This window comes from Amycolatopsis thermalba, assembly GCF_023376025.1.
Lineage (GTDB): Bacteria > Actinomycetota > Actinomycetes > Mycobacteriales > Pseudonocardiaceae > Amycolatopsis_E > Amycolatopsis_E thermalba.
In genome coordinates, this window is record NZ_CP091196.1 from 4,370,156 (window position 1) to 4,393,996 (window position 23,841).

22 protein-coding genes and 1 pseudogene are annotated in these 23,841 nt (G+C 73.3%); 11 read left to right on the forward strand and 12 right to left on the reverse strand.

Annotated elements, in window-relative coordinates:
- The first annotated feature begins 21 nt into the window (after positions 1–21).
- The 5 genes from L1857_RS21125 (at position 22) to L1857_RS21145 (ending at position 3,385) form a co-directional block, all read left to right on the forward strand.
- Positions 22–354, forward strand: a complete 333-nt coding sequence (locus L1857_RS21125) for an ArsR/SmtB family transcription factor (RefSeq protein ID WP_094002773.1) — start codon at positions 22–24, stop codon at positions 352–354.
- Between the two features lie 69 nt (positions 355–423).
- Positions 424–1,272, forward strand: a complete 849-nt coding sequence (locus L1857_RS21130; protein ID WP_116109648.1) for a TIGR03620 family F420-dependent LLM class oxidoreductase — start codon at positions 424–426, stop codon at positions 1,270–1,272.
- 84 nt (positions 1,273–1,356) lie between these two features.
- Complete coding sequence (locus tag L1857_RS21135; protein WP_116109649.1) at positions 1,357–2,316, forward strand: hypothetical protein; 960 nt, start codon at positions 1,357–1,359, stop codon at positions 2,314–2,316.
- Entirely contained in the window at positions 2,313–2,756 is a 444-nt protein-coding gene (locus L1857_RS21140) for an ABA4-like family protein (RefSeq protein ID WP_116109650.1), read from the forward strand. The genes L1857_RS21135 and L1857_RS21140 overlap by 4 nt, the downstream gene beginning before the upstream one ends.
- Positions 2,753–3,385: a GrpB family protein gene (locus L1857_RS21145; protein WP_240323071.1), complete on the forward strand. Its 633-nt coding sequence runs from the start codon at positions 2,753–2,755 to the stop codon at positions 3,383–3,385. Before L1857_RS21140 ends, L1857_RS21145 begins: the two co-directional genes overlap by 4 nt.
- Before the next feature lie 13 nt (positions 3,386–3,398).
- On the opposite strand, the gene L1857_RS21150 is transcribed toward L1857_RS21145, so the two are convergent.
- The gene (locus L1857_RS21150; RefSeq protein ID WP_094002769.1) at positions 3,399–3,734 is read right to left on the reverse strand and encodes a VOC family protein; all 336 of its coding nucleotides are present in this window, start codon (positions 3,732–3,734) and stop codon (positions 3,399–3,401) included.
- Between the two features lie 72 nt (positions 3,735–3,806).
- On the opposite strand from L1857_RS21150, the gene L1857_RS21155 reads away from it, so the two are divergent.
- Positions 3,807–4,661 carry a GNAT family N-acetyltransferase gene (locus L1857_RS21155; RefSeq protein WP_116109651.1) on the forward strand — a complete coding sequence of 285 codons (855 nt, stop codon included), beginning with the start codon at positions 3,807–3,809 and terminating at the stop codon, positions 4,659–4,661.
- A gap of 101 nt (positions 4,662–4,762) precedes the next feature.
- On the opposite strand, the gene L1857_RS21160 is transcribed toward L1857_RS21155, so the two are convergent.
- A complete protein-coding gene (locus tag L1857_RS21160) occupies positions 4,763–5,395 on the reverse strand; it encodes a TetR/AcrR family transcriptional regulator (protein WP_116109736.1) in 633 nt (210 codons plus the stop codon).
- Positions 5,396–5,568: 173 nt separating this feature from the next.
- On the opposite strand from L1857_RS21160, the gene L1857_RS21165 reads away from it, so the two are divergent.
- Together L1857_RS21165 and L1857_RS21170 are read left to right on the forward strand one after the other, a co-directional pair.
- Positions 5,569–6,450, forward strand: coding sequence for an alpha/beta fold hydrolase (locus L1857_RS21165; protein ID WP_162830964.1), 882 nt, complete (start codon positions 5,569–5,571; stop codon positions 6,448–6,450).
- A 138-nt stretch (positions 6,451–6,588) separates the two neighbouring features.
- Complete coding sequence (locus tag L1857_RS21170; RefSeq protein ID WP_116109652.1) at positions 6,589–7,437, forward strand: SGNH/GDSL hydrolase family protein; 849 nt, start codon at positions 6,589–6,591, stop codon at positions 7,435–7,437.
- Between the two features lie 28 nt (positions 7,438–7,465).
- On the opposite strand, the pseudogene L1857_RS21175 reads toward L1857_RS21170, so the two are convergent.
- Together L1857_RS21175 and L1857_RS21180 are read right to left on the reverse strand one after the other, a co-directional pair.
- Positions 7,466–9,174 (reverse strand): annotated as a pseudogene (locus L1857_RS21175) (BCCT family transporter).
- A 205-nt stretch (positions 9,175–9,379) separates the two neighbouring features.
- Positions 9,380–9,748, reverse strand: a complete 369-nt coding sequence (locus L1857_RS21180; RefSeq protein ID WP_249465992.1) for a winged helix-turn-helix transcriptional regulator — start codon at positions 9,746–9,748, stop codon at positions 9,380–9,382.
- Positions 9,749–9,845: 97 nt separating this feature from the next.
- Between L1857_RS21180 and L1857_RS21185 the strand changes: the two genes are divergently transcribed.
- Entirely contained in the window at positions 9,846–10,667 is an 822-nt protein-coding gene (locus L1857_RS21185; RefSeq protein ID WP_249465997.1) for an alpha/beta fold hydrolase, read from the forward strand.
- Here the strand turns inward: L1857_RS21185 and L1857_RS21190 are convergent.
- A complete protein-coding gene (locus tag L1857_RS21190) occupies positions 10,638–11,873 on the reverse strand; it encodes an MFS transporter (RefSeq protein WP_249466001.1) in 1,236 nt (411 codons plus the stop codon). The two genes, L1857_RS21185 and L1857_RS21190, sit on opposite strands and share 30 nt — an antisense overlap.
- Before the next feature lie 27 nt (positions 11,874–11,900).
- A complete protein-coding gene (gene mdlC, locus L1857_RS21195; protein ID WP_116109656.1) occupies positions 11,901–13,469 on the reverse strand; it encodes a benzoylformate decarboxylase in 1,569 nt (522 codons plus the stop codon).
- 97 nt (positions 13,470–13,566) lie between these two features.
- Between mdlC and L1857_RS21200 the strand changes: the two genes are divergently transcribed.
- Complete coding sequence (locus L1857_RS21200; RefSeq protein ID WP_233156987.1) at positions 13,567–14,490, forward strand: LysR family transcriptional regulator; 924 nt, start codon at positions 13,567–13,569, stop codon at positions 14,488–14,490.
- Between the two features lie 44 nt (positions 14,491–14,534).
- On the opposite strand, the gene L1857_RS21205 is transcribed toward L1857_RS21200, so the two are convergent.
- The 4 genes from L1857_RS21205 to L1857_RS21220 are packed head-to-tail and all read right to left on the reverse strand — an operon-like array spanning position 14,535 to position 19,732.
- On the reverse strand, positions 14,535–14,921 hold the full coding sequence (locus L1857_RS21205; protein ID WP_094002759.1) for a RidA family protein: 387 nt from the start codon (positions 14,919–14,921) through the stop codon (positions 14,535–14,537).
- Positions 14,905–15,954, reverse strand: coding sequence for a dipeptidase (locus L1857_RS21210; protein WP_249466005.1), 1,050 nt, complete (start codon positions 15,952–15,954; stop codon positions 14,905–14,907). The genes L1857_RS21205 and L1857_RS21210 overlap by 17 nt, the downstream gene beginning before the upstream one ends.
- Positions 15,951–17,702: a hydantoinase B/oxoprolinase family protein gene (locus L1857_RS21215; RefSeq protein WP_249466012.1), complete on the reverse strand. Its 1,752-nt coding sequence runs from the start codon at positions 17,700–17,702 to the stop codon at positions 15,951–15,953. Before L1857_RS21215 ends, L1857_RS21210 begins: the two co-directional genes overlap by 4 nt.
- Positions 17,699–19,732: a hydantoinase/oxoprolinase family protein gene (locus tag L1857_RS21220; protein ID WP_116109660.1), complete on the reverse strand. Its 2,034-nt coding sequence runs from the start codon at positions 19,730–19,732 to the stop codon at positions 17,699–17,701. Before L1857_RS21220 ends, L1857_RS21215 begins: the two co-directional genes overlap by 4 nt.
- A gap of 149 nt (positions 19,733–19,881) precedes the next feature.
- Between L1857_RS21220 and L1857_RS21225 the strand changes: the two genes are divergently transcribed.
- The gene (locus tag L1857_RS21225; protein WP_249466021.1) at positions 19,882–21,381 is read left to right on the forward strand and encodes a PucR family transcriptional regulator; all 1,500 of its coding nucleotides are present in this window, start codon (positions 19,882–19,884) and stop codon (positions 21,379–21,381) included.
- Here L1857_RS21225 and L1857_RS21230 read toward each other — a convergent pair.
- Together L1857_RS21230 and L1857_RS21235 are read right to left on the reverse strand one after the other, a co-directional pair.
- Complete coding sequence (locus L1857_RS21230; RefSeq protein WP_249466029.1) at positions 21,357–22,718, reverse strand: hydantoinase/oxoprolinase family protein; 1,362 nt, start codon at positions 22,716–22,718, stop codon at positions 21,357–21,359. The genes L1857_RS21225 and L1857_RS21230 overlap by 25 nt on opposite strands.
- Positions 22,715–23,773, reverse strand: a complete 1,059-nt coding sequence (locus L1857_RS21235) for an S-methyl thiohydantoin desulfurase family protein (RefSeq protein WP_249466036.1) — start codon at positions 23,771–23,773, stop codon at positions 22,715–22,717. Before L1857_RS21235 ends, L1857_RS21230 begins: the two co-directional genes overlap by 4 nt.
- Between the last annotated feature and the right edge of the window lie 68 nt (positions 23,774–23,841).

The window sequence follows — 23,841 nt, forward strand, 5'->3', positions numbered from 1 at the left end:
GCGCCGGATAACCTGGACGCCATGACGGAAGCCGCGGTCACCCCGGACCCCGACGTCGTCCGCGCGCTGCGGGCGCTGTCCAATCCGGTGCGCCTGCAGCTGCTGTCCTGGCTGCGCGAACCCGAGCGGCACTTCCCGATGGACCAGGCGATCGCCGATCCGGCCGAGGTCGGGGTGTGCGTGAGCCACATCCAGGCCAAGGCGGGGCTCGCCCAGTCCACGGTGTCGGCGTACCTGGCCGAGCTGCAGCGCGCCGGCCTCGTGCGCGCCACCCGCGTGGGCAAGTGGACCCACTACAAGCGCGACGAGCAACGCATCGCCGAGCTGGTCGCGGTGCTCGGCCAGACCCTCTGACGCCCCCCGCTCCCCTGGACGGGAGGCCCACGCACGCGGTCATATCGAGAATCTGCGATACTTCGATACATGGATGACCTGGGCACGTTCGGGATCTACACGTTCGACTTCGAACACCAGCCGGCGGCGCTGATGCGGGAGTCGGTCCGGGAACTGGAGGAGCAGGGCTGGCGCGCCTTCTGGTTCCCCGAGGTCGGCGGCCGCGAGGCGTTCACGCAGGCCGCCGTCCTCCTCGCGGCCACCGAGCGGCTGCGCGTCGTCAACGGCATCGCGCAGATCTGGCCGCACCCGGCGGCCTCGGCACACGGCGCGGCCGCCCTGCTGGCCGACGCCTACCCCGGCCGGCACGTCCTCGGCCTCGGGTTCGGCGGCACGCCCCACCCGGGCGTGAAACCGCTGGCCGCCCTGCGCACCTACCTCGACGAGCTGGACGCGCGGGAGTCCGCGGCTCCGATCCGCCGCATCCTGGCCGCCTACGGGCCGAAGATGCTCGAACTCGCGCGGGACCGGGCCGCGGGCGCGCAGACCTACCACGTCAACGTCGAGCACACCGCCCAGGCACGCGGGATCCTCGGCCCGGACGCGTTCCTCGCCGTCGAGCACGCGGTGCTGTTCGAGACCGACCCGGCGAAGGCGCGGGCGGTCGCGCGGGAGCACCTGCACACCTACCTGACCACGCCGTACAACGTCGCCAAGTTCCGGCGGCTGGGCTACACCGAGGACGACCTCGCCGGCGGCGGCAGCGACCGGATCGTCGACGACCTGGTGTTCTGGGGCGACACCGCGACCATCGCCGAGAAGCTTCGCCGGCACGTGGCGGCGGGCGCGGATCACGTCGCCGTGCAGGTCATCGGCATCCCGCCGGGCTCGACCGCGCGGCCGCGCTGGCGCGAACTCGGCGAGGCGCTCCTGCCCTGACCGGTTTTCCTGTGGACTCTCTCAGGATGGATAGCGTAGCTTCCCGTAGTGGATAGTTACGCTATCCGACTGGGAGGAGAAACCATGACAACCCTGCTCGGCCGGGTCCCGGCCTGGCACCGCCCGATGATGTGGACCGCCGGGCTCATGGCCGGCATGACCGTGGTGTCGCTCGCCGGCCTGGCGCTCGACGACCGGGTCCTGCTCGGCGCGCCGATCTGGCTCAAGCCGCTCAAGTTCGCGATCTCGATCGCGGTGTACTGCGTGACCTGGGCGTGGTTGCTCACGCTGCTGCGCCGGGGACAGCGCCTGGCCGCCGGGGTGTCCACCGCGATCGCGGTGATCGTGGTGGTCGAGTACGCGATCATCGTGCTGCAGGTGGTGCGCGGCCGGGCGAGCCACTTCAACGCCGCGACCGCGTTCGACGCCGCCCTGTTCGCGATCATGGGCGTGTCGATCGCGGCGCTGTGGACGGGCACGCTCGTGCTCACGATCCTGCTGCTGCGCACGGAGATCGCCGATCCGGCGGCGCGGTGGGCGATCCGGCTCGGCGCGGTCGTGTCGCTGGCCGGGATCGGGCTCGGCGCGCTGATGGTCGGACCGACCGAGGAGCAGTCGCGGTCGCTGCGGGACGGCACGTTCGAAGGTCTCATCGGCGCGCACAGCGTGGGCGTGGCCGACGGCGGGCCGGGCATGCCGCTCACCGGGTGGAGCACGACCGGCGGCGACCTGCGGATCCCGCACTTCGTGGGCATGCACGCGCTGCAGGTGCTGCCGCTGTTCGCGCTCCTGCTGACCGTGCTGGCCCGGAGGTTCGCGCGCCTGGAGTCCGGTGTCGTGCGGGCGCGGCTGGTGGCGGTGGCCGGGTTCGGCTACGCCGGCGTGGTCGCGCTGGTGACCTGGCAGGCATTGCGCGGGCAGCCGCTGATCCGCCCCGACGCCTGGACGTCGCTGGCGCTGGCCGGGCTGGTCGTCGCCGTCGCGGCGGGCGCGTCCTGGGCGCTGGCCGCCTCGCGCGACCGCGTGGAAGCGGGGGTCTCGTGAGCACGACGAGCCTGTTCCAGATCACCTTCTACCTGGCCGCGCCGTTCTGGGCGCTGATGATCCTCGCGCCGGGATGGTCCGGCACGCGGCGGGTCATCGCCTCGCCGTGGATCGTCCTGCCGCCCCTGGTGATCTACACCGTGTTCGCGATCGGCGACTTCGGCACGCTGTGGGCGGTGGTGAGCCGCCCGGACCTGGAGACGCTGCGGGCGTTCCTGGGCACCCCCGAGGGCGCGGCGGCGATCTGGGCGCACCTGATCGCCTTCGACCTGTTCATCGGCCGCTGGATGTACTTCGACGCACGGGAGCGGGACGTGCGTCACGCGTTCCTGGCGCCGATCCTGGTGCTGACGATCCTGCTGTCGCCGTTCGGGTTGCTGGCGTACCTGGCGGTCCGCTCGGCGCGAAGTCCACAGAGGACACTTTCGGCGCGGCGATGACGCCCTGGAAGGGCGGGTCCAGCGCTGCTGGCTTCGGGGTGGTGGCCACGTTCGCGGGGATCACCCGCCACCACGACCCCGATCCGGACGAGAACCCGTGGGTGCACGGCCCGCCCGCGCCGGTGACCGTGCGGATCGTGCCCCACGACCCGGCCTGGCCGCGCCGCTACCGGGAACTGGCATCGGGAATCCGCGCGGCGCTCGGGGCGGCCGTCCTGGATCTGGAGCACGTCGGCTCGACCTCGGTGCCCGGGCTGGCCGCGAAGGACGTCATCGACATCGACCTCACCGTCGCCGACCCGCGCGCCGAGGAGGCCTACGTGCCCGCGCTGGAGCGGCGGGGGTACGTGCTCACGATCCGGGAGCCGTCCTTCCACGAGCACCGCTGCCTGACCCTGGCCGAGCCGCGGGTGAACCTGCACGTGTTCGGGCCGGACTGCCCGGAGACCATCCGGCACCGCCTCTTCCGCGACTGGCTGCGCGCCCATCCCGGCGACCGCGTGCGCTACCAGGAGGCGAAGCTGGCCGCGATCCCCGGCGGCGGCACCGTGATGGACTACAACGCCCGCAAGCAGGCCACGATCCGCGAGATCCACGACCGGCTGTTCCGCGCCCACGGGATGCTCTAGATCCCGGCGGTGCTCACGCCACGGGAGCGCCGCCGAAGCCGATCTCGTTGCCGTCGGGGTCGCGGAAGGTGATCTTGCGGACGCCGTTGTCGTAGATCTCGCGCTGGGCCGGTTCCAGCCCGCGTTCGGCGATTCCGGCGACCACCGCGTCCAGGTCGTCGACGAAGATCGTGTGCTGCGCGTGGCCCGCGTGCCCGGGCCGGTGCTCGATGTAGACGTAGCGGTGCTCGGCCAGCTCCCACACCGCCTCGACGTCGTTCGGCTCGAAGGTGATCGGTCCCAGCAGCCGCTCGTACCACTCGCGCGCGGCGGCGTAATCGCTGACCGGGATCCCGGCGAAGAGGTCCATGCGCCGCAGCCTAACCACGACCGGCCGAAAACCGGGTGCCCTCACCCTCCCCGGTGGTGTGTGATCGGCGGTATGACGATCAAACCAGCCGCCGGCGACCTGGCCGGGGCCGTGGCCGCACTGCGGGAGTGGCAGCGCGACGACGCGCCGGTGCAGCTGCATCCGGGCGACGTCGGCTGGTTCTGGCGCTCCGGCGCGGAGGCCACGGCCGCGGCGGTCCGGACCTGGCGCCGGGACGGGCGGATCGTCGCCGCCGGGCTGCTGGACGGACCCGATCTGCTGCGGCTGGCGGTCGCACCGGGCGCGCTCCGGGACGAGGAGCTGGCCCGGCAGCTGGCCGGCGACCTCGCCGACCCGGCGCGTGGTGTCCTGCCGCCGGGCAAGGTGTTCCTGGAAGCCCCTCCCGGCGCGCTGGTCCGGGACCTGCTCGCCGAGGACGGCTGGCGCGCCGGCGAGGCGTGGACGCCGCTGGTCCGCGACCTGACCGAGCCGGTGGCGGACCCGGGCCTGCGGATCGAGGTGACCGGGCCGGAGCAGGCTCCCGCGTGGAGCGCCGTGCTGCGCGCGTCCTTCGACGGCTCGACGTTCACCGAGCAGCGCTGGCACGCGATGGCGGCGGGCGCCCCGTTCGCCGACGCCCGCTGCCTGCTCGCCTACGACCGGGGCACGGCGGTGGCGGCGGTGGCGGTCTGGTCGGCCGGCCCGGGCAGGCGCGGGTTGCTGGAGCCGGTGGGCGTGCACCCCGGCCACCGGCGGCACGGCCACGGCCGGGCGATCACCCTCGCCGCGGCGGCCGCACTCCGCGAACTGGGCTCGTCGAGCGCGCTGGTCTCCACCCCGAGCACCAACGTCGCCGCGGTGGCCACCTACCGCTCGGCCGGCTTCCGGCAGCTGCCCGAGCGCCTGGACCTCTACCGCGACGCCTAGGGAGTCTTCTCAGCACACTGCCGGGCGCGGAAAAAGGGGGGCTGCACGGCCGCTTCCGCGGCCCGGCCACCCGCCGAGCGCGCCGCCTACCACCGCGACGCCTAGGGCCGCCGCAGGCCCCAGCCGACCAGGTCCGCCGCCAGCGCCAGCAGGCCGGCCAGTCCGCGTTCGTCCTCGCGCAGCTCGTCCGGGCGCCAGGCCAGGCTGATCACGCCGTTCCAGCTCGACCACAGGACCTTCGCCGCCTTGCGCGCGTCCAGCGAGCGGATCGTGCCGTCGGCGATGCCCCGTTCGATCGCGTCGATCATGCGCGCGTTCTGCTCGTCCACCCGGCGCGCCAGCCGCGCGGCGGTCTCGGCGGCGGCGTCGTAGTTGCCCAGCGGCGCGGGGAAGGCCAGCATCCGGAAGAACTCCGGCTGCTCCAGGTAGAACCGCAGGTACTGCTCGGCGGCGGCCTCCAGCTGCTCGACCGGCGAGCGGTCCGGCGTGTAGGCGCGGTCCATGTACTCGCGGTCCACGTCCAGCGCCCGGTCGACCACCGCGGCGTGCAGGCCGGCCTTCGAACCGAAGTTGTTGTAGATCGAGCCGACCGCGACCCCGGCGCGCTCGGCGATCTCCTCGACCGTCACCTCCTCGACCGGGCGGCGGGCGAAGACCTGTTCGGCGGCTTTGAGGAGGGCGTCGATCGTGCGCTGCTTCCGCGGATCCCGTGCCTTGACGTCGCCGGTGGCCATGCCGGACACCCTACGCGTTCCTGCATCCGTTGCAAGAACTCCGCGCGCCTGCTACTGTGAGCCCACTTTTGCAACGATTGCAGGAACTACGGAGGCAGGGATGACGACAACCTGGGCCCGGGACATCTCCTGGAAGCTCGGTCCGCGCCGGTACCCGGCCCAGGAGGAAACCCATGTCCCAGCCCGCTGAGATGCGGTCGGTGCGAGTCGACGGCGCCCGGCTCGCCTACCTGGACCTCGGGGACCCCGCCGCGGAACCCGTCGTGCTGCTGCACGGCTATCCGGCCAACCACCGCTCCTGGCGCCACCAGATCCCCGCACTCGCCGAGCGCCATCGCGTGCTGGCCCTCGACTGGCTCGGCTGGGGCGCCTCGGAGCGCCGGACCGATCTGCGGTTCGACTACGACACCGAGGTCGCCCGCCTCGGCCGCGTCCTGGACGCCCTCGGCATCGGCGAGTGCAACCTGTTCGGCCACGACTACGGCGGCTTTCTCGCCCTCGGCTTCGCCCAGCGCCACCCCGCCCGCGTGCGGCGGCTGGCGATCCTCAACAGCCGCGCCCACCGCACCTTCGTGCCCGCTTGGTACGCCGTGTTCTCCCTGGTGGGACTGCTCGGCCGCAGCCCGCTCGCCGGCCCGTTCGCCAAGATCCTGCCCGTGGCCGCGATCAACCGCGCGGGCCTGCGCACCCCGCTGCGGGAGGACGTGATCGACCGCGGCACCCTCGACGACTACCTCGGCTGGATGCGGGGCACCGACGGGGCCCGCTGGCTGCTGCACTACTTCAGCGACTACCGCGTCCCCGCCCGCCGCGATCTCGCCGAGGGCCTCGGCCGCATCCCCTGCCCCACGGCGATCGTGTGGGGCACCGGCGACGACTACCTGCGCACCACGATCGCCGAGGAACTCGCCGCCGGGATCCCGCGCGCCGAACTCACCCTGATCGCGGGCGCCGGGCACTTCGTGACGGAGAAGGCACCGCGGGAGGTCCTCGCCGCCCTGCGCCACCTCCTGGACCGGGACCGCGCCGGCGCCAAGATCCACGACGGCGCGTGAGGGCGGACTTGTCACACCGGTGAGGGTCCGGTCGCGGGATGCGACCGGGCTCCTTGACAAGCGTTTCGCGGATGCCCGACGATCAGCTACCTACTCGTCAGTAGTTTCGGCACCCGTCAACGACGCCCGGGAGAAGCCATGCCTCGCCGCCTCGCCGTCCTCCTCGCCGCGGCCACCGCGGCCGCCACCCTCGCCGCACCCGCCGCCCACGCCGAATCCCTGGACTACGTGGCGCTGGGCGACTCCTACAGCGCCGCCTCCGGGGTGCTCCCGCCCGATCCGGCCGCCTCGCCGCTGTGCCTGCGCTCCAGCCGGAACTACCCGCACGTCCTCGCCGCCGAGACCGGCGCGCACCTCACCGACGTCACCTGCGGCGCCGCGGAGACCAAGCACTTCACCACCGCCCAGTACCCGGGCGTGCCGCCGCAGCTCGACGCCGTCGGCGCGGACACCGACCTGATCACCATGACCATCGGCGGCAACGACAGCGGCGTGTTCATCTCCGCGATCCTCGCGTGCGGCTCGGCCGGCATCCTCACGCTCGGCCAGGGCAGCCCGTGCCGCGACATCCACGGCTCCAGCTTCGAGGACACCGTCCGGACCAAGACCTACCCGGCGCTGGTGACCGCGCTGCGGGCGGTGCGGGACAAGGCCCCGGACGCCGAGGTGGCAATCCTCGGCTACCCGTGGATCCTGCCCGCCACCGGCGGCTGCTTCGACCGGATGCCCATCGCCGCCGGCGACGTGCCCTACCTGCGCAGCCTCCAGGCCACGCTGAACGACGCCGTCGAACGCACGGCCGGCGAAACCGGCGCGACCTACGTCGACCTGTCGGCGGCCTCCGAAGGCCACGACGCGTGCCAGGCGCCGGGCGTGCGCTGGATCGAACCGGTCCTGCAGGGCACCAATCCGGTCGTGGTGCACCCGAACGCCAGGGGCGAGGCCGCGATGGCCGCCCGGACGCTCGCGGTGCTGGGCCTGCGCTGACCTGAACGCCGCCCGCCCGGGCGCCGGATCACGTGCGGCGGGAGCGCAGGCGGCGGCGCCTGCGCTCGTCGCCGGTGCGCTCGTCGTGGATCTCGGCCAGCGAGCGCAGCATCTCGCGCTCCCGGATCACCAGCGGATCGGTGCGCAGATCCCGGTACAGCGCCACGCACAACCCGATCATCACGACGACGAACGGCACCGCCACCAGGATGGTGAGGTTCTGCAGGCCGGTCAGCGCGTCCTCGCCGCCGACGAGCAGCATCACCGCCGCAACCGCACCGGTCAGCACACCCCAGAAGATCACCGCGTTGCGGTGCGGGTTGACCGAGCCCTTCTGCGACAGCGTGCCCATCACCACGGACGCGGCGTCGGCGCCGGACACGAAGAAGATCGACACCAGGATCATCACCAGGATCGCCATCGGCACGAACCACGGCAGGTGCTCCAGCAGCGTGAACGTGGCGGACTCGGAACTGCCCGCGCCCGCGATGTCCACACCGGACCGTTGTTTCTCGATCGCCGCGCCGCCGAAGATCGCGAACCACACGAGGCTCACCACGCTCGGCACCGCGATGACGCCGATGACGAACTGCCGGATCGTGCGGCCGCGCGAGATGCGGGCGATGAACATGCCGACGAACGGGGTCCAGGAGATCCACCACGCCCAGTAGAAGACCGTCCAGCCGGACAGCCAGGTCTGCATCTCCGCGCCGCCGGTCACGCCGGAGCGGCCGGACATCTCGGCCAGCTCGCGGAAGTAGTCGCCGATCGCGCTGGGCACCAGGTTGAGGATCAGCACGGTCGGGCCGACCACGAGCACGAACACCGCGAGCAGCGCGGCCAGCACCATGTTGATGTTGGACAGCCACTGGATGCCCTTGGCGATGCCGGACACCGCGGAGGCGATGAACGCCACGGTGAGGATCGCGATGATCCCGACCAGCAGGCCGGTGCCCGGGTTGTCGATCCAGCCGACCGACGCCATGCCGCCGCCGACCTGCAGCGCGCCCAGGCCGAGCGAGGCGGCCGACCCGAACAGGGTCGCGAAGATCGCCATCACGTCGATCGCCTTGCCCAGCGGCCCCTCGGTGCGGCGCCTGCCCAGCAGCGGCGCGAACACCGAGCTGATCAGCTGGCTGCGGCCGCGCCGGAACGTGCTGTAGGCGATGGCGAGCCCGACGACCGCGTAGATCGCCCACGGGTGGACGGTCCAGTGGAACAGGGTGGTGGCCATCGCGGTGTGCACGGCCTCGTCCGAACTGGGAGCCGCGGTGCCCGGCGGCGGGCTGGCCAGGTGCGACACCGGCTCGTACACGCCGAAGAACATCAGGCCGATGCCCATGCCGGCGCTGAACATCATCGCGATCCACGAGGCGGTGCGGAACTCGGGCTTCTCGTCGTCGCGGCCCAGCCGGATGCGCCCGTAGCGGCTCACCGCCAGCGCGACGACGAAGACCACGAACCCGCTCGCGGCCAGCACGAACGCCCACCCGCCGTACGGGATCACCGCGTCGTTGAGCACGGTGCCGGCGACGTCGGCCAGGCTGCCCGGCGAGGCGACCCCCAGGCGATGATCGCCAGCGCCAGCGCGGCGGCCACCCCGAACACCGTGCGATCGGTCCGCGGCGGCTCACCCGCCGCGCCGACCGGAGGCACGTGCTCGTCCGGGAGGTGCCCGGCGATACCGGTCTCCTCGGGAACCCTTGCGCGGGCCTCGGCTTCAGAGTCAGCAGACATACTCACGCGCCTTCGCGAGGGGCGCGGCCTCCCTTCCGGTGCGGTAACCCGAACGGGTCAAACCTAAATCATTGGTCGACCTACCGTTGCCGATGGGTCGGAAATGAGCAACCTCACGGGCCCGTTTCCGGGTGCCGGTTGGCGTGTCCACCTGCGGAATGGCAGGTTCGCCACAGTCCGGACACGAACGGCTCAAGAACGGCGTTCAAGAGCGGTCCGTCGCGGCGCGGTCGATTTCGGCCATGTGCGTCTCCGCCCAGTTCCGCACCACCGCGAGCGCCTCCTCCAGCGACAACCCCAGCGCGGTGAGCCGGTAGTGCACGCTCGGCGGCACGGTCGGCTCGACCCGCCGTTCGGCGAGGCCGTCCCGCACCAGGCTGCGCAGCGTCGTGGACAGCATCTTCTGCGAAACGCCGGGCATCCGCCGCCGGAGTTCGGCGAACCGCACCTCGCCCGGGGCCGCCTCGGCGAGGACCTTCACCGCCATCGACGTCCACTTCGTGCCGATCCGGTCCAGCAGCGCGCGGGTCGGGCAGTCCGGATCGAACAGATCACCCCGGGGAGACGTGGTCACCTCGAACTCACCACCTGTGCCGAAAGTGCGGTCTTCCCGGCTCACCGCCGGTTACCTACGTTGACGTGGTCACCAATGGTAACCCCAGGAGGAGCCCGTGGACCTGCACCGCGTCCGGACCAACGGCATCGAGACCACCGTCACCACCGCCGGAGAGGGCCCGGCCGTCCTGCTGCTGCACGGCTTCCCGCACACCAGGCACGTGTGGCACGGGATCGTGCCCGCGCTCGCCAGGCACCACCGCGTCATCGCGCCGGACATGCGCTGGACCGGCAGCGACGCCGCCGGCGGCTACGACGCCGGCACGCTCGCCGCCGACGCGCTGGGCGTCCTGGACGCGCTCGGCGAGGACACCGCCGCGGTGGTCGGCATCGACGCGGGCACAACACCCGCCGCACTGCTCGCCCTGCGGCACCCCGGCCGGGTCCGCCGCCTGGCCGTCATGGAATCGCTGCTGGGCACCCTGCCCGGCAGCGGGGACTTCCTCGCCGCCGGGCCGCCGTGGTGGTTCGGCTTCCACGCGATGCCCGGCCTGGCCGAGGAGGTCCTCACCGGTCACGAAGCCGCCTACCTCGGCTGGTTCCTCGCCGCCGGCACGCGCGGGCGCGGCGTCCCGGCCGCGGTCCGGGACGCCGTCGTCGCCGCCTACACCGGGACCGAAGCCCTGCGCCGCGCGTTCTCCTACTACCGCGAGCTGCCGCGCAGCGCCCGGCAGATCGAGGCGGCCGTGCGCGCCCGGCGCCTGACCGTGCCCACCCTGGCCATCGGCGCGCACCCGGTCGGCGACGCGCTCGCCCGCCAGCTCCGGCCGGTCACCGACGACCTGACCAGCCACCTCATCGAAGACTGCGGGCACATCATCCCGCTGGACCGGCCGGCCGAGCTGCTGTCAGTGCTGGAGCCCTTCCTGCGCCGGTGACGCCGGAGCCGCCGACGGCGCCTCGCGCTTGCCCGAGCCCAGCAGCAGGATCGCGCCCAGGCCGAGCGCGGCGACGACCGCGAAGAAGTAGAAGCCCCACGGGTAGGCCACCCCGGCGGTCACCAGCGCGCCGGTGACGAACGGGCCCAGGATCGAGCCGAGCCGGCCGATCGCCGAGGTCATGCCCAGCGCCGTGCCGCGCGCCTGGGCCGGGAAGGCGTGCGCGACGTAGCCGTAGATCAGCACCTGCGCCGAGAACACGAACACACCGGTCAGCAGCACCAGCCCGTTGAGCACGAAGGCGTTGCCGATCTTCAGGCTCAGCAGCGCCAGCAGCACCGCGCCGGCGCCGAACCAGATCCGCGCGATCGGGCGGATCCCGAACCGGTCGGCGATGGTGCCGGCGAGGACGAGCCCGATCACCGCGCCGATGTTGAGCACCAGCAGCAGCGTGATCGACGTGGACAGCGGGTAGCCGGCGGTGCGCATCAGCTGCGGCAGCCACGTGTTCAGCCCGTACACCAGCAGCAGGCCCATGAACGAACCGGTCCAGACGGCGATGCTGATGCGGCGGAACTTCGGGCCGATCAGGTCGCGGAAGCCGAACTTCGCGGCGTCCTGCTTGGCCTCCAGGTAGGCGGCCGACTCGGGCAGCTTCCACACCATGATCGGCACCACGAGCAGCCCGGCGATGCCGCCGCCGTAGAACAGCACGTGCCAGTTCTCCACCGCGGCCAGCGCGAGCACCGAGGTGAGCACCGCGCCGACGTGGTAGCCGGTCATGGTGAACGTGGACGCGCTGGCCCGGCGCCGCGCGGGCAGGTTCTCCGACATCACGGTCAGCGCGACCGGCATGCACGCGCCCAGCCCGAGCCCGGCGACGAACCGGAACACGCCGAAGGTGGCGACGTTCGGGGCCAGCGGCAGCACCAGGGTGAACACCGAGAACAGCAGCACCGAGCCGATGAGCATGATGCGGCGGCCGAACCGGTCGGTCAGCGGGCCGAGCGCGGCGGCGCCCACCGCGACGCCGATCAGCGACACGGTCGCCACGGCGGTCGCGCCGGCGGCGGTGAACCCGAGGTGCCCGGTCTTGAGCAGCGTCGGGATGGTGGCGCCGAGCGCGACCAGGTCGTAGCCCTCGAGCAGGACGGTCAGCCAGCACAGCACCGCCGTCCAGACCGAGCGGGCGGGAGACGTCGTCATTGCCGTTCTCCTTGTGGGGTGGGGGAATCAGGGAGTGGTCGGTTCGGTGTCGACCTGGATCAGGCGCGGCCCGGCCGGAGCGGTCTTCAGCTGGGCCCGCAGATCGTCCACATCGGACACCGTGGTGGCCGGCACACCGTAGCCGGCGGCGATCGCGGTGAAATCCAGGCCCGGGATCTCGGTGCCCGGCACGTCCGTGGTGCCCAGCAGGTCCGCGAACCAGCGCAGCGCGCCGTAGGTGCCGTTGCGCAGGATCACGAACGTCACCGGCACCCGGTAGTGGGCCGCGGTCCACAGCGCGGTGATGCCGTAGTTCGCGGAGCCGTCGCCGATCACGCCGACCACCGGGCGGCCGGGCAGGCCCATCGCGACCCCGACCGCGGCGGGCATCCCGAATCCGAGACCGCCCGCGGCGGGCCAGAAGTACGAGCCGGGGCGGCGCAGGTCCATCTGCCGCCACCAGGCGGAATTGGTCGACGTGGACTCCACGACGTAGGCGGTGTCGGCGGGCTGGGTCTCGCGCAGCGCGGCGAACACCTGTTCCGGGTGCAGGGCCCGCTCGCCGGTGGCCGGCTCCGGGGTGGGCGCGAACGCGGTCTCCCCCGCCTCGCGCGCGGGCAGCCGGGCGAGCAGGCCGTCCAGGACCGGCCCGGCGGCGGCGACCAGCGACTCCCCCATCGGCGCGCGGGCCGCCTCGCCCGGGTCGTCGGTGACCTGGACCAGCGCCGCGCCGTCGGGCAGGAACGGGCCGGGCACGTGCTGGTGGTACCGGAACACCGGCGCGCCCAGCACCAGGATCAGGTCGTGCCCGTCGAGCCGCGACGACACCGAGCCGATCCCGGCCGGCAGGACGCCGCGGAACAGCGGGTGCCGGTTGGGGAACGGCAACCGGTGCGGCGACGGCGCCACCCACACCGGCAGGGCGAAGTGCTCGGCGAAGGCCACCGCGCGGTCGAAGAGGCCGAGGGCGTCGATGTCGCCGCCGAGCACCAGCACGGGATTCCGCGCGGCGGCGAGCCGTCGCGCGAGGTCGTCCAGCTGCGCCGCGTCCGGGGACAGGCCGCGGCGGACCGCGCGGTCGAGAACCGGGTTGTCGTCGATCTCGGCGGACCAGTCGTCGTAGGGCACGGACAGGTAGGTCGGGCGGCGCCGCAGTTCGGCCTCGAACACCGCCTGCGCGAGCGACCGCGGCACGTCGCCGGGGCAGCTGGGTTCGCCGGACCAGCCGGCCAGTGGCCGCATCAGGGAGGTGGCGTCGACGTTGGCGAGCATCGCCTCCAGGCCGATCGCCGAGCGGACCTGCTGACCCGCGGTCAGCACCAGCGGCGAACGGGAGTAGACGGCGTTGGTCAGCGCGCCCATCGCGTTGCCCGACCCGGCGGCGGCGTGCAGGTTGACCAGCGCCGGGCGGCCGGTGGCCTGGGCGTAGCCGTCGGCCATGCCGACCACCACGCCCTCGTGCAGGCCCAGCACGTAGGTGAAGCTCGCGGGCAGATCGGCCAGGAACGGCAGCTCGTTCGAGCCGGGGTTGCCGAAGATCGTGGTGAGGCCACGGCGTTCGAGGAACTCGTGGGCGATCTTCCGGACGGTCGGCATGCTCGGTGTCCTCCTCGGCAACGGGGTGTCCCGAGGGTGGCAGATCATCCGGTCGTGCTCCAATCAATGTTGCCGACCGCCCTCATAGACAGGATCGATGATGCGGGACTTCGACCTCAACCTCGTGCGCGCGTTCGTGCTGCTCTACGAGACGCGTAGCGTCACGGCGACCGCGGAGTCGATGCACGTCACGCAGCCGACCGTGAGCTACAGCCTGCAGAAGCTGCGCCGGCGGTTCTCCGACGAGCTGTTCCGCCGCACCGGCGGCGGGCTGGTGCCGACCACGACCGCGCAGGCCCTGTACCCGCCGCTGCACCACGCGCTGGCCGAGATCGAGTCCACGCTGAGCGGCGCGCACTCCTTCGACCCGGCGACCGCGTGCGCGCGGTTCACGCTGGCCCTGTCGGACCTGGGTGAGGTGACACTGCTCCCCCGGCTGATGGCGGCGCTGGCGGCGCGGGCGCCCGGGGTGACGCTGACGGTGCGGCCGCTGGACGTGGACAGCGCGGTGGACCAGCTCGGCCGCGGCGAGATCGACGCGTTCGTGGCCTCACCGCTGATCAGCTCGCAGCGGGTGACGCGGATCCCGCTGTTCTCCGAGGGCTACGTGGGCATGGTCGCGCGGGACCACCCCCGGCTGCGCGGCGCTGCCATGTCCGTGGCGGAGCTGACCGCGGAGCGGCACATCACGGTGTTCGGCCCGACCGGGCACCACGGCCCGCGCCGGGCCCTCGAGGCGCGCGGCCTGCTGGACCGGGTGGTACTGGAGGTGACGCGGTTTTCCACGCTGCCCTACCTGGTGCAGGACAGCGAGCTGGTCGCGATGGTGCCGAGGCTGGTGGCGGACGCCTTCGCGAGCGGTCACCGCGTGCGGCTGCTGGAGCTGCCGTTCGACATCGAGCCCGCGCAGGTCTCGGTGTACGCGCGGCACAGCCACGCCCGCACCCCGGCGCAGCAGTGGCTGACCGGGTTCATGCACGAGACCCTCGCCAGGCCGGGGGCCGCGCCGGCGCAGCCGTGACCGGCGGTGCCGCTCGGCGGCACCGCCGGTCACGAGTTGCGGGATCAGGGCCGGCCGGCTCCCGGGCGGTAGGCCACCGCGGTGATCTCCACGCGGAGGCCGAACGGCAGCGCGGCGACGCCGACCGTCGTCCGGGTGGGCAGCTGGCGGTCACCGAAGAACCGCCGGTAGGCGGCGTCCATGGCGGCCCAGTCGTCGATGTCGGCGAGATAGCAGGTCACGGCGACGAGGTCGTCCACCGTGGCGCCGGCCTCGGCGAGGATGCGCTCCAGATTTCCCAGCGCGGTCAGGGTTTCGCTCTCGATGCCACCGGGGACGATCGCGAAGTCCGCGTCGAATCCGCCCTGGCCGGACACGTACAGGAGGTCACCGGCGACGATGAGCGGGGTGTAGGCGCCCTTCGCGGTGCCGGGGTCAACGTTGGTGCGCATGTGCGGCTCCCGTGCTGGGTTCGTGGTGGTCGAGCACGCCGTCGAGGAAGGCGCGCAGGTTGTCGTGCAGGACGGCGTCGCACTCGGCGGGTGACCAGCCGCGCGCCCGCATCCGCTCGGCGAGGTGGGGGAAGTCCGCGGGTCCTTCGAACCCGTCCACCGCCGCGTCGAACGTCATCCCGTCCGGCATGATCACGTCCGGCGGGATGTGCAGCGCCCCGGACCGGACGATCTGGCGGGAGAAGTCGGACCCGATCGCCAGGTGCTTCACCCCGACGACCTCGCGGGCGTGGTCGAGGTGGTCGACCGCCTTGTCGAGCGTCGCCGCACCGCCTTCGACGCCGAGCGTCACCGGGTGCGGCATCACCCCGATGAGCCCGCCCGCGCCGGCCACGGCGGTGAGCTGCTCGTCGCTGAGGTTGCGCGGGCTGTCGTACACCGCGCGGCACGCGGCGTGGCTGACGAGCACGTGCCCGTGGGCCGCCCGGTCCAGGACCTGGTCGAGCGTGCGGGGGCTGGCGTGGGCGAGGTCGATGGCGACGTGCCGGTCCACGAGCGCGTCGACCAGGGTGCGGCCGAGCGCGCTGAGCCCGCCGTCGCTGTCGTGCTCGCCCAGGCCGTCGGCGAACGGGTTGCGGCGGTTCCAGGTCAGCCCGACCATCCGCACGCCGAGCGCGACGAACGGCTCGAGCAGGGCGGGCGTGTACCCGAAGGGCTCGGTTCCTTCCATGCTCAGCACCAGGGCGACCCGGCCGCTGCGTTCGGCCTCGGCGAGGTCCCCGGCGCCCCGGGCCCAGACCAGATCCTCCGGGTTCTCCCGCAGCGCCCGGTGGAAGGCGCCGCACTGGGTGAGCGCCGCCCGCAGGCCGCCTTCGGGCAGCTGCTCCAGCCCCGCGCTGACCGGGCACACCGTCAGCGCGACCTGTCCCCGCCGCAACTGGCCCAGCCAGTACCGGCCGAACGGGTTCGGCAGGTGCGCGCGATGGGCGACCTCGTAGAGCAGGTCGTTGTGCGCGTCGGCGAACCGGGTCATCGAGCACCACCGGCGCGCAGCGCCTCCGTGCTCTTCTCGTCGACGCGCCACGCGCCGGATTCCTGACGGACCCGGACCCCGTAGAGGAATTCCGCGTCCTCGGCGCTGAGCAGCTCCTCGCGGACGTCGCGCAGCACCGCCGCCGGATCCCGGTCGAACGGGTCGCCCAGCCCGCCGCCACCCGAGGTGACCGCGGTGAACGAGTCGCCCGGCCACAACCGGTGCGCGCTGTTGTGCCTGGTCACGACGACCTCCCGGTCGGTGCCGGGACGCACGACCACCCGCGCCGGCTTGCCCGGGCGGCCACCGTGCGCGCCCCGGCCCATCACGTCCACGGTGTTCTCCACCATCACGTTGAGGTTCAGCCCGTTGTCCAGGATCCGGTAGTCGCGGCGAACCCCCGCGCCACCGCGGTGCCGCCCGGCCCCCGCGACGTACGGGGCGTACTCGAACCGCTCGATCCGCACCGGGTACCGCGTCTCGATGATCTCCACCGGGGTCGTCGGCACGTCACCGTTGCCCATCACGTTCAGCACCGCGCCGTCCCCGCCGGGCCGTCCGCCGGTGCCGCAGTCGACCGGGTCGCTGAAGATGAACGGCATGCCGTCGCGCGGGTCCGAGCGGGACAGCACGATGCCGGTCAGCTGCGAACCGCCCGCCGGGCACCAGTCCGGCACCGCCTCGGCCAGCGCCCGCACGCACAGCTCGACGACGGTGACCACCGAGTACCCGTAGGAATCGCACGGCGCCGGGCGCTCCGCGGTCAGCGCCGTGCCCGGGGTGAGGTCGAAGTCCAGCGCCCGGAAGTGGCCCGCGTTCGTCGGGTCGGTCGGCATGGTCAGTGCCTTGAGCGCGATCCGCACCGCGCTCCCGGCGACGATCGGGTTGAGGTTGACCGGGCCGGTCCGGGCCGGGCTGGTGCCCTCGAACGACGCGGTCATGCGATCGCCGTCCACGCGGAGGTTCACCGCGAGCCGGACCGGGTCGTTCTCCACCACACCGTCGGAGTCCAGGCACATGGCCGCCCCGTACTCACCGTCCGGGATCTCCGCGATCTTCCGGCGGACGGCGGCGTCGGTGCGCTCGATGACGAACGCCATCGACGCGGCGACCACGTCGGCGCCGTACTTCTCGCACAGGGCCTGCACGCGCAGCGCGCCCTGGCGGGTGGCGGCCAGTTTGGCTTCCAGGTCACCCATCACCAGGCCGGGGAACCGGACGTTCGCGGCGATCAGCTTGAACAGCTCGGCGTTCCGTTCGCCGCCCGACACCAGCTTGAGGTGGGTGAAGCAGATGCCCTCCTGGTAGATGCTCGTCGAGTCGCGGCACCAGCCGCCCGGCTCCTTGCCGCCGATGTCGGCCCAGTGCGCGGTGGCCGAGGAGAACGCGACGAGCCGGCCCGCGTGGAAGACCGGGCGGTAGATGGTCGTGTCGGAGATGTGCGTCCCGCTGAGGTAGGGATCGTTGACGATGAACACGTCACCCTCGCCGAACGCGTCGAGGCCGAGGCCGGCGACACCGGTGCGGATGGTGTCCCCGAGGCAGCCGATGAAGGCCGCGACACCGGGCGCCTCGCCCCACATCTCGCCCTCCGGCGAGACGATGCCGAGCCCGAAGTCCTGCGATTCGAACAGCAACGGGTTGTACGCGGTCAGCCGCAGGGTTCTGGCCATTTCCAGCGCCGCGGAGGTCATTCCGTTGCGGATGATCTCGGCGGTGACGACGTCGATGCGGTCCGGCCCGGTCACGGCTGGTCCTCCGTTCGCGTGATGATCATGGTTCCGAGGTCGTCGATTTCGAGCGTCCAGCCGGGCGGCACGACGGTGGTCGTGGTCCATTCCTCGACGATGGCCGGTCCCGGCACGCGCTGGCCGGTGGCGAGGGCGTCGCGCTCGTAGATCGCGGTGTCGGTGAAGCCCTGCCCGAAGTACACGGGACGGATCTCGCGTGGTTGCGCCGGTTCCCGTGGGGTCCACACCGGCCAGTCCGGTTTGGTCACCGGCCCCACGACCCGGGCCCGGCAGTGCACGAGTTCCAGATCCGCGTCCGCCGCGCCGTGGCCGTACAGCCGGCGGTGGGCGCCGACGAAGCTCTCGCGCACCCGGGGCAGCAGCGCGTCGCCGGAGTCCAGCCACTCCCGCTCCACCGGCACCGGGATGGTGGCGTCCTGGCCCGCGTAGCGCATGTCGAGCTGGAACGTGGTGATCAGGGAGTCGCCGGTGAACCCGTACTGCGCCACCTGGTCGGCGGCCTGATCGGCGAGCGAGGTGAGGATCTTGACGACCTCGGCGCGGCGGGTCTCCTCCCACGGCAGCACCCGCGTCAGCACCGCGTCTTCCCGGTAGTCGGAGCTGAGGATGCCCCACGCCGAGAAGTTCGCCGGCGCCCGGGGGATGACGACCTTGCCGACCTCGCAGTGGCCGGCCACCGCCGCCGCGAACAGGCCACCACCGCCACCGTAGGAGTACATGACGAAGTCGCGCGGGTCGAGACCGCGTTCCACGGTGATCGCGCGGATGGCGTAGGTCATGCTCGTCTCCGCGATGGCCAGCGTGCCCGCGGCGGCCTCTTCCACCGACAGGCCGAGGGGCCCGGCGATCTTCGACCTCATCGCCGCGGCCGCGGCATCCACCGAGAGCCGCATCCGGGAACCGAGGAAGCGCTCCGGATCGATCCGGCCGAGCAGCAGGTGGGCGTCGGTGACGGTCGGTTCGGTGCCGCCGAGCCCGAAGGCGGCCGGCCCCGGATGGGCCCCGGCGCTGCGCGGTCCCACCTGCAGCACGCCGCGGTGGTCGATCCAGGCGATCGACCCGCCCCCGGCGCCGATGGACACGATGTCGATGGTCGGGCCGAGGATCGGGCGCCCGGCCACCGCCGTCTCGGACCGCTCGAGGATCTGCCCGCCTTCGATGAGGGCGACGTCGTAGCTGGTGCCGCCGACGTCCGCGCAGATGACGTCCCGGTGGCCCAGCCGCGCGGCCAGCGCCGCCGCGCCGATCACCCCGCCGGCGGGCCCGGACTCCAGCGTCCGGATCGGCTTGCGCGCGGCGAGGTGCTCGGCGATCACGCCGCCGTTGGACTGCATGAGCGCGACCGGCCGGTCGTAGCCGTGCGACCGCAGGTTCCGGACCAGGTCGCCGATGTAGCGCTCGAACCCGGGCTGGACGTAGGTGTTGAGCACGGTCGTGGACGTCCGCTCGTACTCGCGCCACTCGGTGATCAGCTCGCTGGAGGCGGTCACCGCGACGCCGGGGTGCGCCTCCCGCACCAGCTCCGCCGCCCGCCGCTCGTGCTCCTGGTTGGCGTAGGAGTGCAGGAAGCAGATCGCGATCGCCTCGGCGCCGCGTCCCACGAGCAGGCCGGCGGCCGCGAGCACCCCGGCTTCGTCGAGCGGCTCGATGATCGTGCCGTCCCCGGCGATCCGCTCCCGGACCTCCGCCCGCATGTCGCGGGGCACCAGCGAACGCACGGGTTCGTAGCACAGGTTGTAGATCTCCGGGCGCCCGCCGCGGGCCAGCGCGAGCACGTCGCGGAAGCCGCCGGTGGTGATGAGGCCGACCGCCACCCCGCGCTCCTGCAGGATGGTGTTGATCGCGACCGTGGTGCCGTGGAAGATCCGCTCGATCGCGCCGATGCCGACCGGCAGCCTGCCGAGGCCGGTGAGGAACTCCTCCACCAGCTTCGACGACGTCGACGGCTGCTTTTCGATCACCAGCTCGCCACTGGCCTCGTCGAGCATGACGAAATCGATGAACGTCCCGCCGACGTCGACGGCCACGCGGGTTCCAGGTGTCTTGCTTGGTGCAGGCACTGGGACTCCCTTCGTCCGATGTGCGCCCAGTATGTGAAGCCGGAACCCGGCCGTCTTCGGGTCGATCGCACGGTTTTGTGGTCGCGTTCGTGCACAACGCACAGCATCATGGAGGGATGACGACGGTCGGCGAAGTGCTGCGCGACCCCCATCTGGCCGGGCTGGTGACCCGGCTGGCACCCGGCGGCGAGGTGTCCGGGGTGCCGGTCACCGGGGTGTCGATCGCCGAGGACGTCACCGGGATCGCGGGTGCCGGCGCGGGCACGGTGGTGATCCTGACCGCCCGCGCGTCGGCGGATCTGACCGGTTACCGGCTCGACGTGGCGCTCCGCGTGGCGGCCGAGCACGCGGTGGCGGCGGTGGTCCTGCTGACCGCGGAACCGCCCGTGATCGAGCCCTCGGCGTCCGCGATCGCGGTGTCCGGCCCGGTCGTGGTGCTGCACGCCGATGCGCGGACCTCGCCGGCCGAGCTGGTGGTGGCGGTGGACCGCAGGCTCACCACCGGCGCCGCGGCCGCGCTCGAGCGGGCCCACCACGGGCTGACGCGGCTGTGCGGCCTGCTCGCGGAGGGCGCCTCACTGGACGATCTCCTCGCCGCGGCGGGGACGATCGCCGGACCCGTCGCGTACCGCCCGCCGGGACCGGGCGAACTGACGGCCCCGGTGCTGGTCGACGGCCGCGAGGAAGGAGCGCTGAGCGCCGCCCGGACGGGCGACCGCGCGGACGACATGGCGCAGGAGCTGGTGCTCGCGCTGTGCGCCGCGGCCGTCGGCGAGGTCGTCCGGCGCACCCGGCGCGCCGAGGAGGCGCCCGAGCAGCGCCGTGCCGAGCTGCTGACCGAACTGCTGTCCGCCGAACGGGCCGGCGCCGAACGGTTGCTCGACCGGGCGCGTGCCCTCGGCATCGACATCGACGGCTGGTACACGGCGCTGCTGCTGGACACCGGTGACCCCGGCGCGGACGACCTGCGGGAGAGCGCACGGTTCGACCGGGCCACCGAGGTCCGGCGCGTCGCCTTGGAAGTCGCGCGCGACGCCGGGGGCGTGTGGCAGCGGGCGCGCAGCGGGGCCGCGCAGCTCTTCGTGCGGATCGACCCCACCGATCCCGGGCTCGGCGCGGTCCCCGCGGTCACCGCCGTCGCCAGGGAGATCGTGGCGGGCGCGGCCGATCTGGGCATCCCGGCGCGGGCCGGCGTGGGCAGCGCGCATCCCGGCCCGGAGGGGATGCGGCGCTCGGTGGCGGAGGCGCGGGGGGCGCTGGCCGCCCGGGAGGATCCGGTCGTGGCGTTCGATTCCCTGGGCACCAACCGGTTCCTGGCCGAGTGGTCGGCGTCGGCGAGCGGCCGGGACATCAGCCGGACCCTGCTCGCTCCGCTGGACCGGCTGGATCCGGAGCGGTGCGCGACGGCGGTGCGCACCCTGGCCGCCTACCTCGACCACCACGGGTCGCTGCTGCACGCGGCCGAGGCGCTGCACCTGCACCGCAACTCGCTGTCGTACCGGATCCAGCGGATCCTCGCGATGCTGGACGTCGACCTCGACGACCCGGACCAGTGGATGATGCTCCAGCTGGCCTGCCGGATCCGGCTGCTTCAGGAAGGCCGCACGCGCAGCTGAGGCGGTCCTTCGACGCGTGCCCGGACCCGGACCGGGCTGTCCGGCAGGTAGGGCAACGGCAGCTCGCTCACCTCGACGACCGAGATCGCGTCCGGGTCGGCGCCGTGGCCCACCGCTCGCTCGACGGCCCGCCGGGTGAGCGTGGCGCGCCGCTCACCGGCCGGGGTGCCGCGGGGCAGGATGGCCTCGGCGGTGGCGCCGACCGGCGCCAGCGCCGCGCCGAGGGCCGCGGCGAACTCACCCTGCCGGGGGCGCAGCACGTCATCGAAGCCGGGCAGGCCGGCCGGGAGGTCATCGGGCGGACCGACCACCACCAGCTGGTCGGGCGCCCCGCGGTCCCGCATCGGCTCGATCGCCCGCAGGAACCGGGACCCGGTGGCGGCGCGGGCCGTGACCACCTGCGGGACCGCCACGGTCGTCGGCACCCCGGCGATCATGCGTCGTCCCGGGGTCAGGCGCGGACGGCCGGCGCGCACCACGCCGACCGCCACCCCGCCGCGCGTGACCCGGCAGACGAACGCCTCGGCCACGCCGGTCAGCAGGGCGCCGCCGCGCAGCCAGGCCGCGTCGCAGCCGGCGTGGGTCAGCAGCGGGAAGCGGGCCGCGTGTTCGGCGAGCATGAGTGTCCCGTCGGTGCGCACCACGAAACAGGGAGCGTGCACGCCCCGCTCGCGCGAGGCCGCGGCCACCGCGTCCGTCACGCGGCGCCCCACCCCGGTCAGCGCGGCGTTCAGCACCGCGGTGTTCTCGCGTTCCAGCAGTCCCAGGACGCCGAAGTGGTGGCTCAGCACCACCGGAAGCCCGGGCAGCGCGGTCTCGATGATCCGCTCGGCCGCCCGCTCGTCCGCATCCGAAACCCCGGAGAACGTGCCGGTGACCGATACCGCCGCCGCCGTGGCGCCCGCGTGTGCCAGGGCGTCGCGCAACCCCGTCCGGTCGAGCGGTTCCGGCGCGCTGCCGTCGACGGTGCGCCCGCCGGAGACGATCACCTCGCCGGCCGAGACGGCGGTCCGCAGCGCCTCCGGCCAGCCGGCCAGCGGCGGGAAGGCCGATCGTGGCGAGGCCGCCAGCCGCACGGCCAGGACGGGGCTCAGCTCGCCGAGCCGGTGCAATCCCGTCGCCGCCCAGTTCCCCGCGACCACGACGGCCGCCACCGCACCGGGCCGGACCGGCCCGGCGGCCAGCAACCGGGCCAGCGCCGCGTCCACGTCCGCCGCCGCCGATCCCGTGGCGGCGGTCTCGACGGCCGCGACCGGGTGGCCGTCCGGCGTGACCGCCGCGGCTTCGGTCCGCTGGTTGCCCAGGGCGACGGCCACCCGCACCGGCCCGGTCGTCATCGCGGCGCCTCCCCGGCGAGATCGAACCCGAAGGCGGCCGGCCCGGCGAGCGCGAGGCCCTCCGGTGTCCGCCAGGCCGCGGGCCCGTCCGCGGCGATCGCCGTCACCAGCAGGTCCTCGCGCAGCTCGTCGATCAGCAGCGGACGGCGGGTTTCCGTGGCGAACAGGACGATGGTGTCCGGAGTGGCGGCCACGACCCGGCCGCCGTCGAGCGCCAGCAGGAACTCCTCCTGGAACTCGACGCGCAGCGACCGGTCCCCGTCCGCGCTGTCGATCATCAGCGAACCACCGGTGCGCTGCTCGGGTCCGTGGTGCCGGAGGTGCCGCACGTGGCCGCGGACCAGGACACGACCACCGCCGAGCGCGGATTCGACGCTCCCGGCCCTGCCGAGCGCGGCGCGGCCGATGGCGAGCGCCCGGGACACCGTGCCGCGGAGCGCGGCCCGCCGGGCCACCGCCGCCTCCATCAGCTCGAACGCGAACGCGCCGAGACCGCCGACCCCGGCGAGCACACCGAACGCGGTGGTCACGAACCGTTCCCGGGTGCGGGCCCGGATCGTGATGCTCTGGCCGGCGCCGTCGACCACGAACGCGGGCGTCGGCGGCACCCCGGCCAGGCCCATCACGGTGGCCATGTTCGGCATCGGGCGCCCGGTGCCGTCGGCGTCGGCCAGCGGCAGTCCCAGCACGGCGGCCCAGGCCAGGGGAATCAGCCCGTTCGCGCCGGCGAGCTGGAAGGGCATCAGCGCGTCGACCGGCCGTCCGTGGACGTCCCGCACGGCGGCGGCCAGCTCGGCCGGTTCGTCCCCGGTGGGCAGGCGCTCCTCGAACACCAGCGGGGAGCCGAGCATGCCGCACGGCATGACGAGCGCATCGGGTGGCAGCTCGTCGAGATCCACCACGCGGACCGGGCCGGACCGCTCGACCGCGTCGCGCGCGAGCCGCTCGGCGAGCGTCACCCCGCCCCCGCCGCCGCAGCCGAGCACCGCGCAGCCGCGCGCGAACGCGGCCACGTCACGGCGGCCGATCCGGCGAGGCAGCGTGCCCGGGCTCATCGCACGAGTATCCACGCCGCGGCCCCTCACCACGGGTGGGACACTGCTGGACCTGGCCGCCGGGCGCG

Excerpts from the sequence above, each read along its gene's own strand:
- L1857_RS21125 (WP_094002773.1), top strand. The coding sequence starts at position 22 with ATGACGGAAGCCGCGGTCACCCCGGACCCCGACGTCGTCCGCGCGCTG.
- L1857_RS21130 (WP_116109648.1), top strand. The coding sequence starts at position 424 with ATGGATGACCTGGGCACGTTCGGGATCTACACGTTCGACTTCGAACAC.
- L1857_RS21135 (WP_116109649.1), top strand. The coding sequence starts at position 1,357 with ATGACAACCCTGCTCGGCCGGGTCCCGGCCTGGCACCGCCCGATGATG.
- L1857_RS21145 (WP_240323071.1), top strand. The coding sequence starts at position 2,753 with ATGACGCCCTGGAAGGGCGGGTCCAGCGCTGCTGGCTTCGGGGTGGTG.
- L1857_RS21150 (WP_094002769.1), bottom strand. The coding sequence starts at position 3,734 with ATGGACCTCTTCGCCGGGATCCCGGTCAGCGATTACGCCGCCGCGCGC.
- L1857_RS21155 (WP_116109651.1), top strand. The coding sequence starts at position 3,807 with ATGACGATCAAACCAGCCGCCGGCGACCTGGCCGGGGCCGTGGCCGCA.
- L1857_RS21160 (WP_116109736.1), bottom strand. The coding sequence starts at position 5,395 with ATGGCCACCGGCGACGTCAAGGCACGGGATCCGCGGAAGCAGCGCACG.
- L1857_RS21165 (WP_162830964.1), top strand. The coding sequence starts at position 5,569 with ATGTCCCAGCCCGCTGAGATGCGGTCGGTGCGAGTCGACGGCGCCCGG.
- L1857_RS21170 (WP_116109652.1), top strand. The coding sequence starts at position 6,589 with ATGCCTCGCCGCCTCGCCGTCCTCCTCGCCGCGGCCACCGCGGCCGCC.
- L1857_RS21190 (WP_249466001.1), bottom strand. The coding sequence starts at position 11,873 with ATGACGACGTCTCCCGCCCGCTCGGTCTGGACGGCGGTGCTGTGCTGG.
- mdlC (WP_116109656.1), bottom strand. The coding sequence starts at position 13,469 with ATGCCGACCGTCCGGAAGATCGCCCACGAGTTCCTCGAACGCCGTGGC.
- L1857_RS21200 (WP_233156987.1), top strand. The coding sequence starts at position 13,567 with ATGATGCGGGACTTCGACCTCAACCTCGTGCGCGCGTTCGTGCTGCTC.
- L1857_RS21205 (WP_094002759.1), bottom strand. The coding sequence starts at position 14,921 with ATGCGCACCAACGTTGACCCCGGCACCGCGAAGGGCGCCTACACCCCG.
- L1857_RS21210 (WP_249466005.1), bottom strand. The coding sequence starts at position 15,954 with ATGACCCGGTTCGCCGACGCGCACAACGACCTGCTCTACGAGGTCGCC.
- L1857_RS21225 (WP_249466021.1), top strand. The coding sequence starts at position 19,882 with ATGACGACGGTCGGCGAAGTGCTGCGCGACCCCCATCTGGCCGGGCTG.
- L1857_RS21230 (WP_249466029.1), bottom strand. The coding sequence starts at position 22,718 with ATGACGACCGGGCCGGTGCGGGTGGCCGTCGCCCTGGGCAACCAGCGG.
- L1857_RS21235 (WP_249466036.1), bottom strand. The coding sequence starts at position 23,773 with ATGAGCCCGGGCACGCTGCCTCGCCGGATCGGCCGCCGTGACGTGGCC.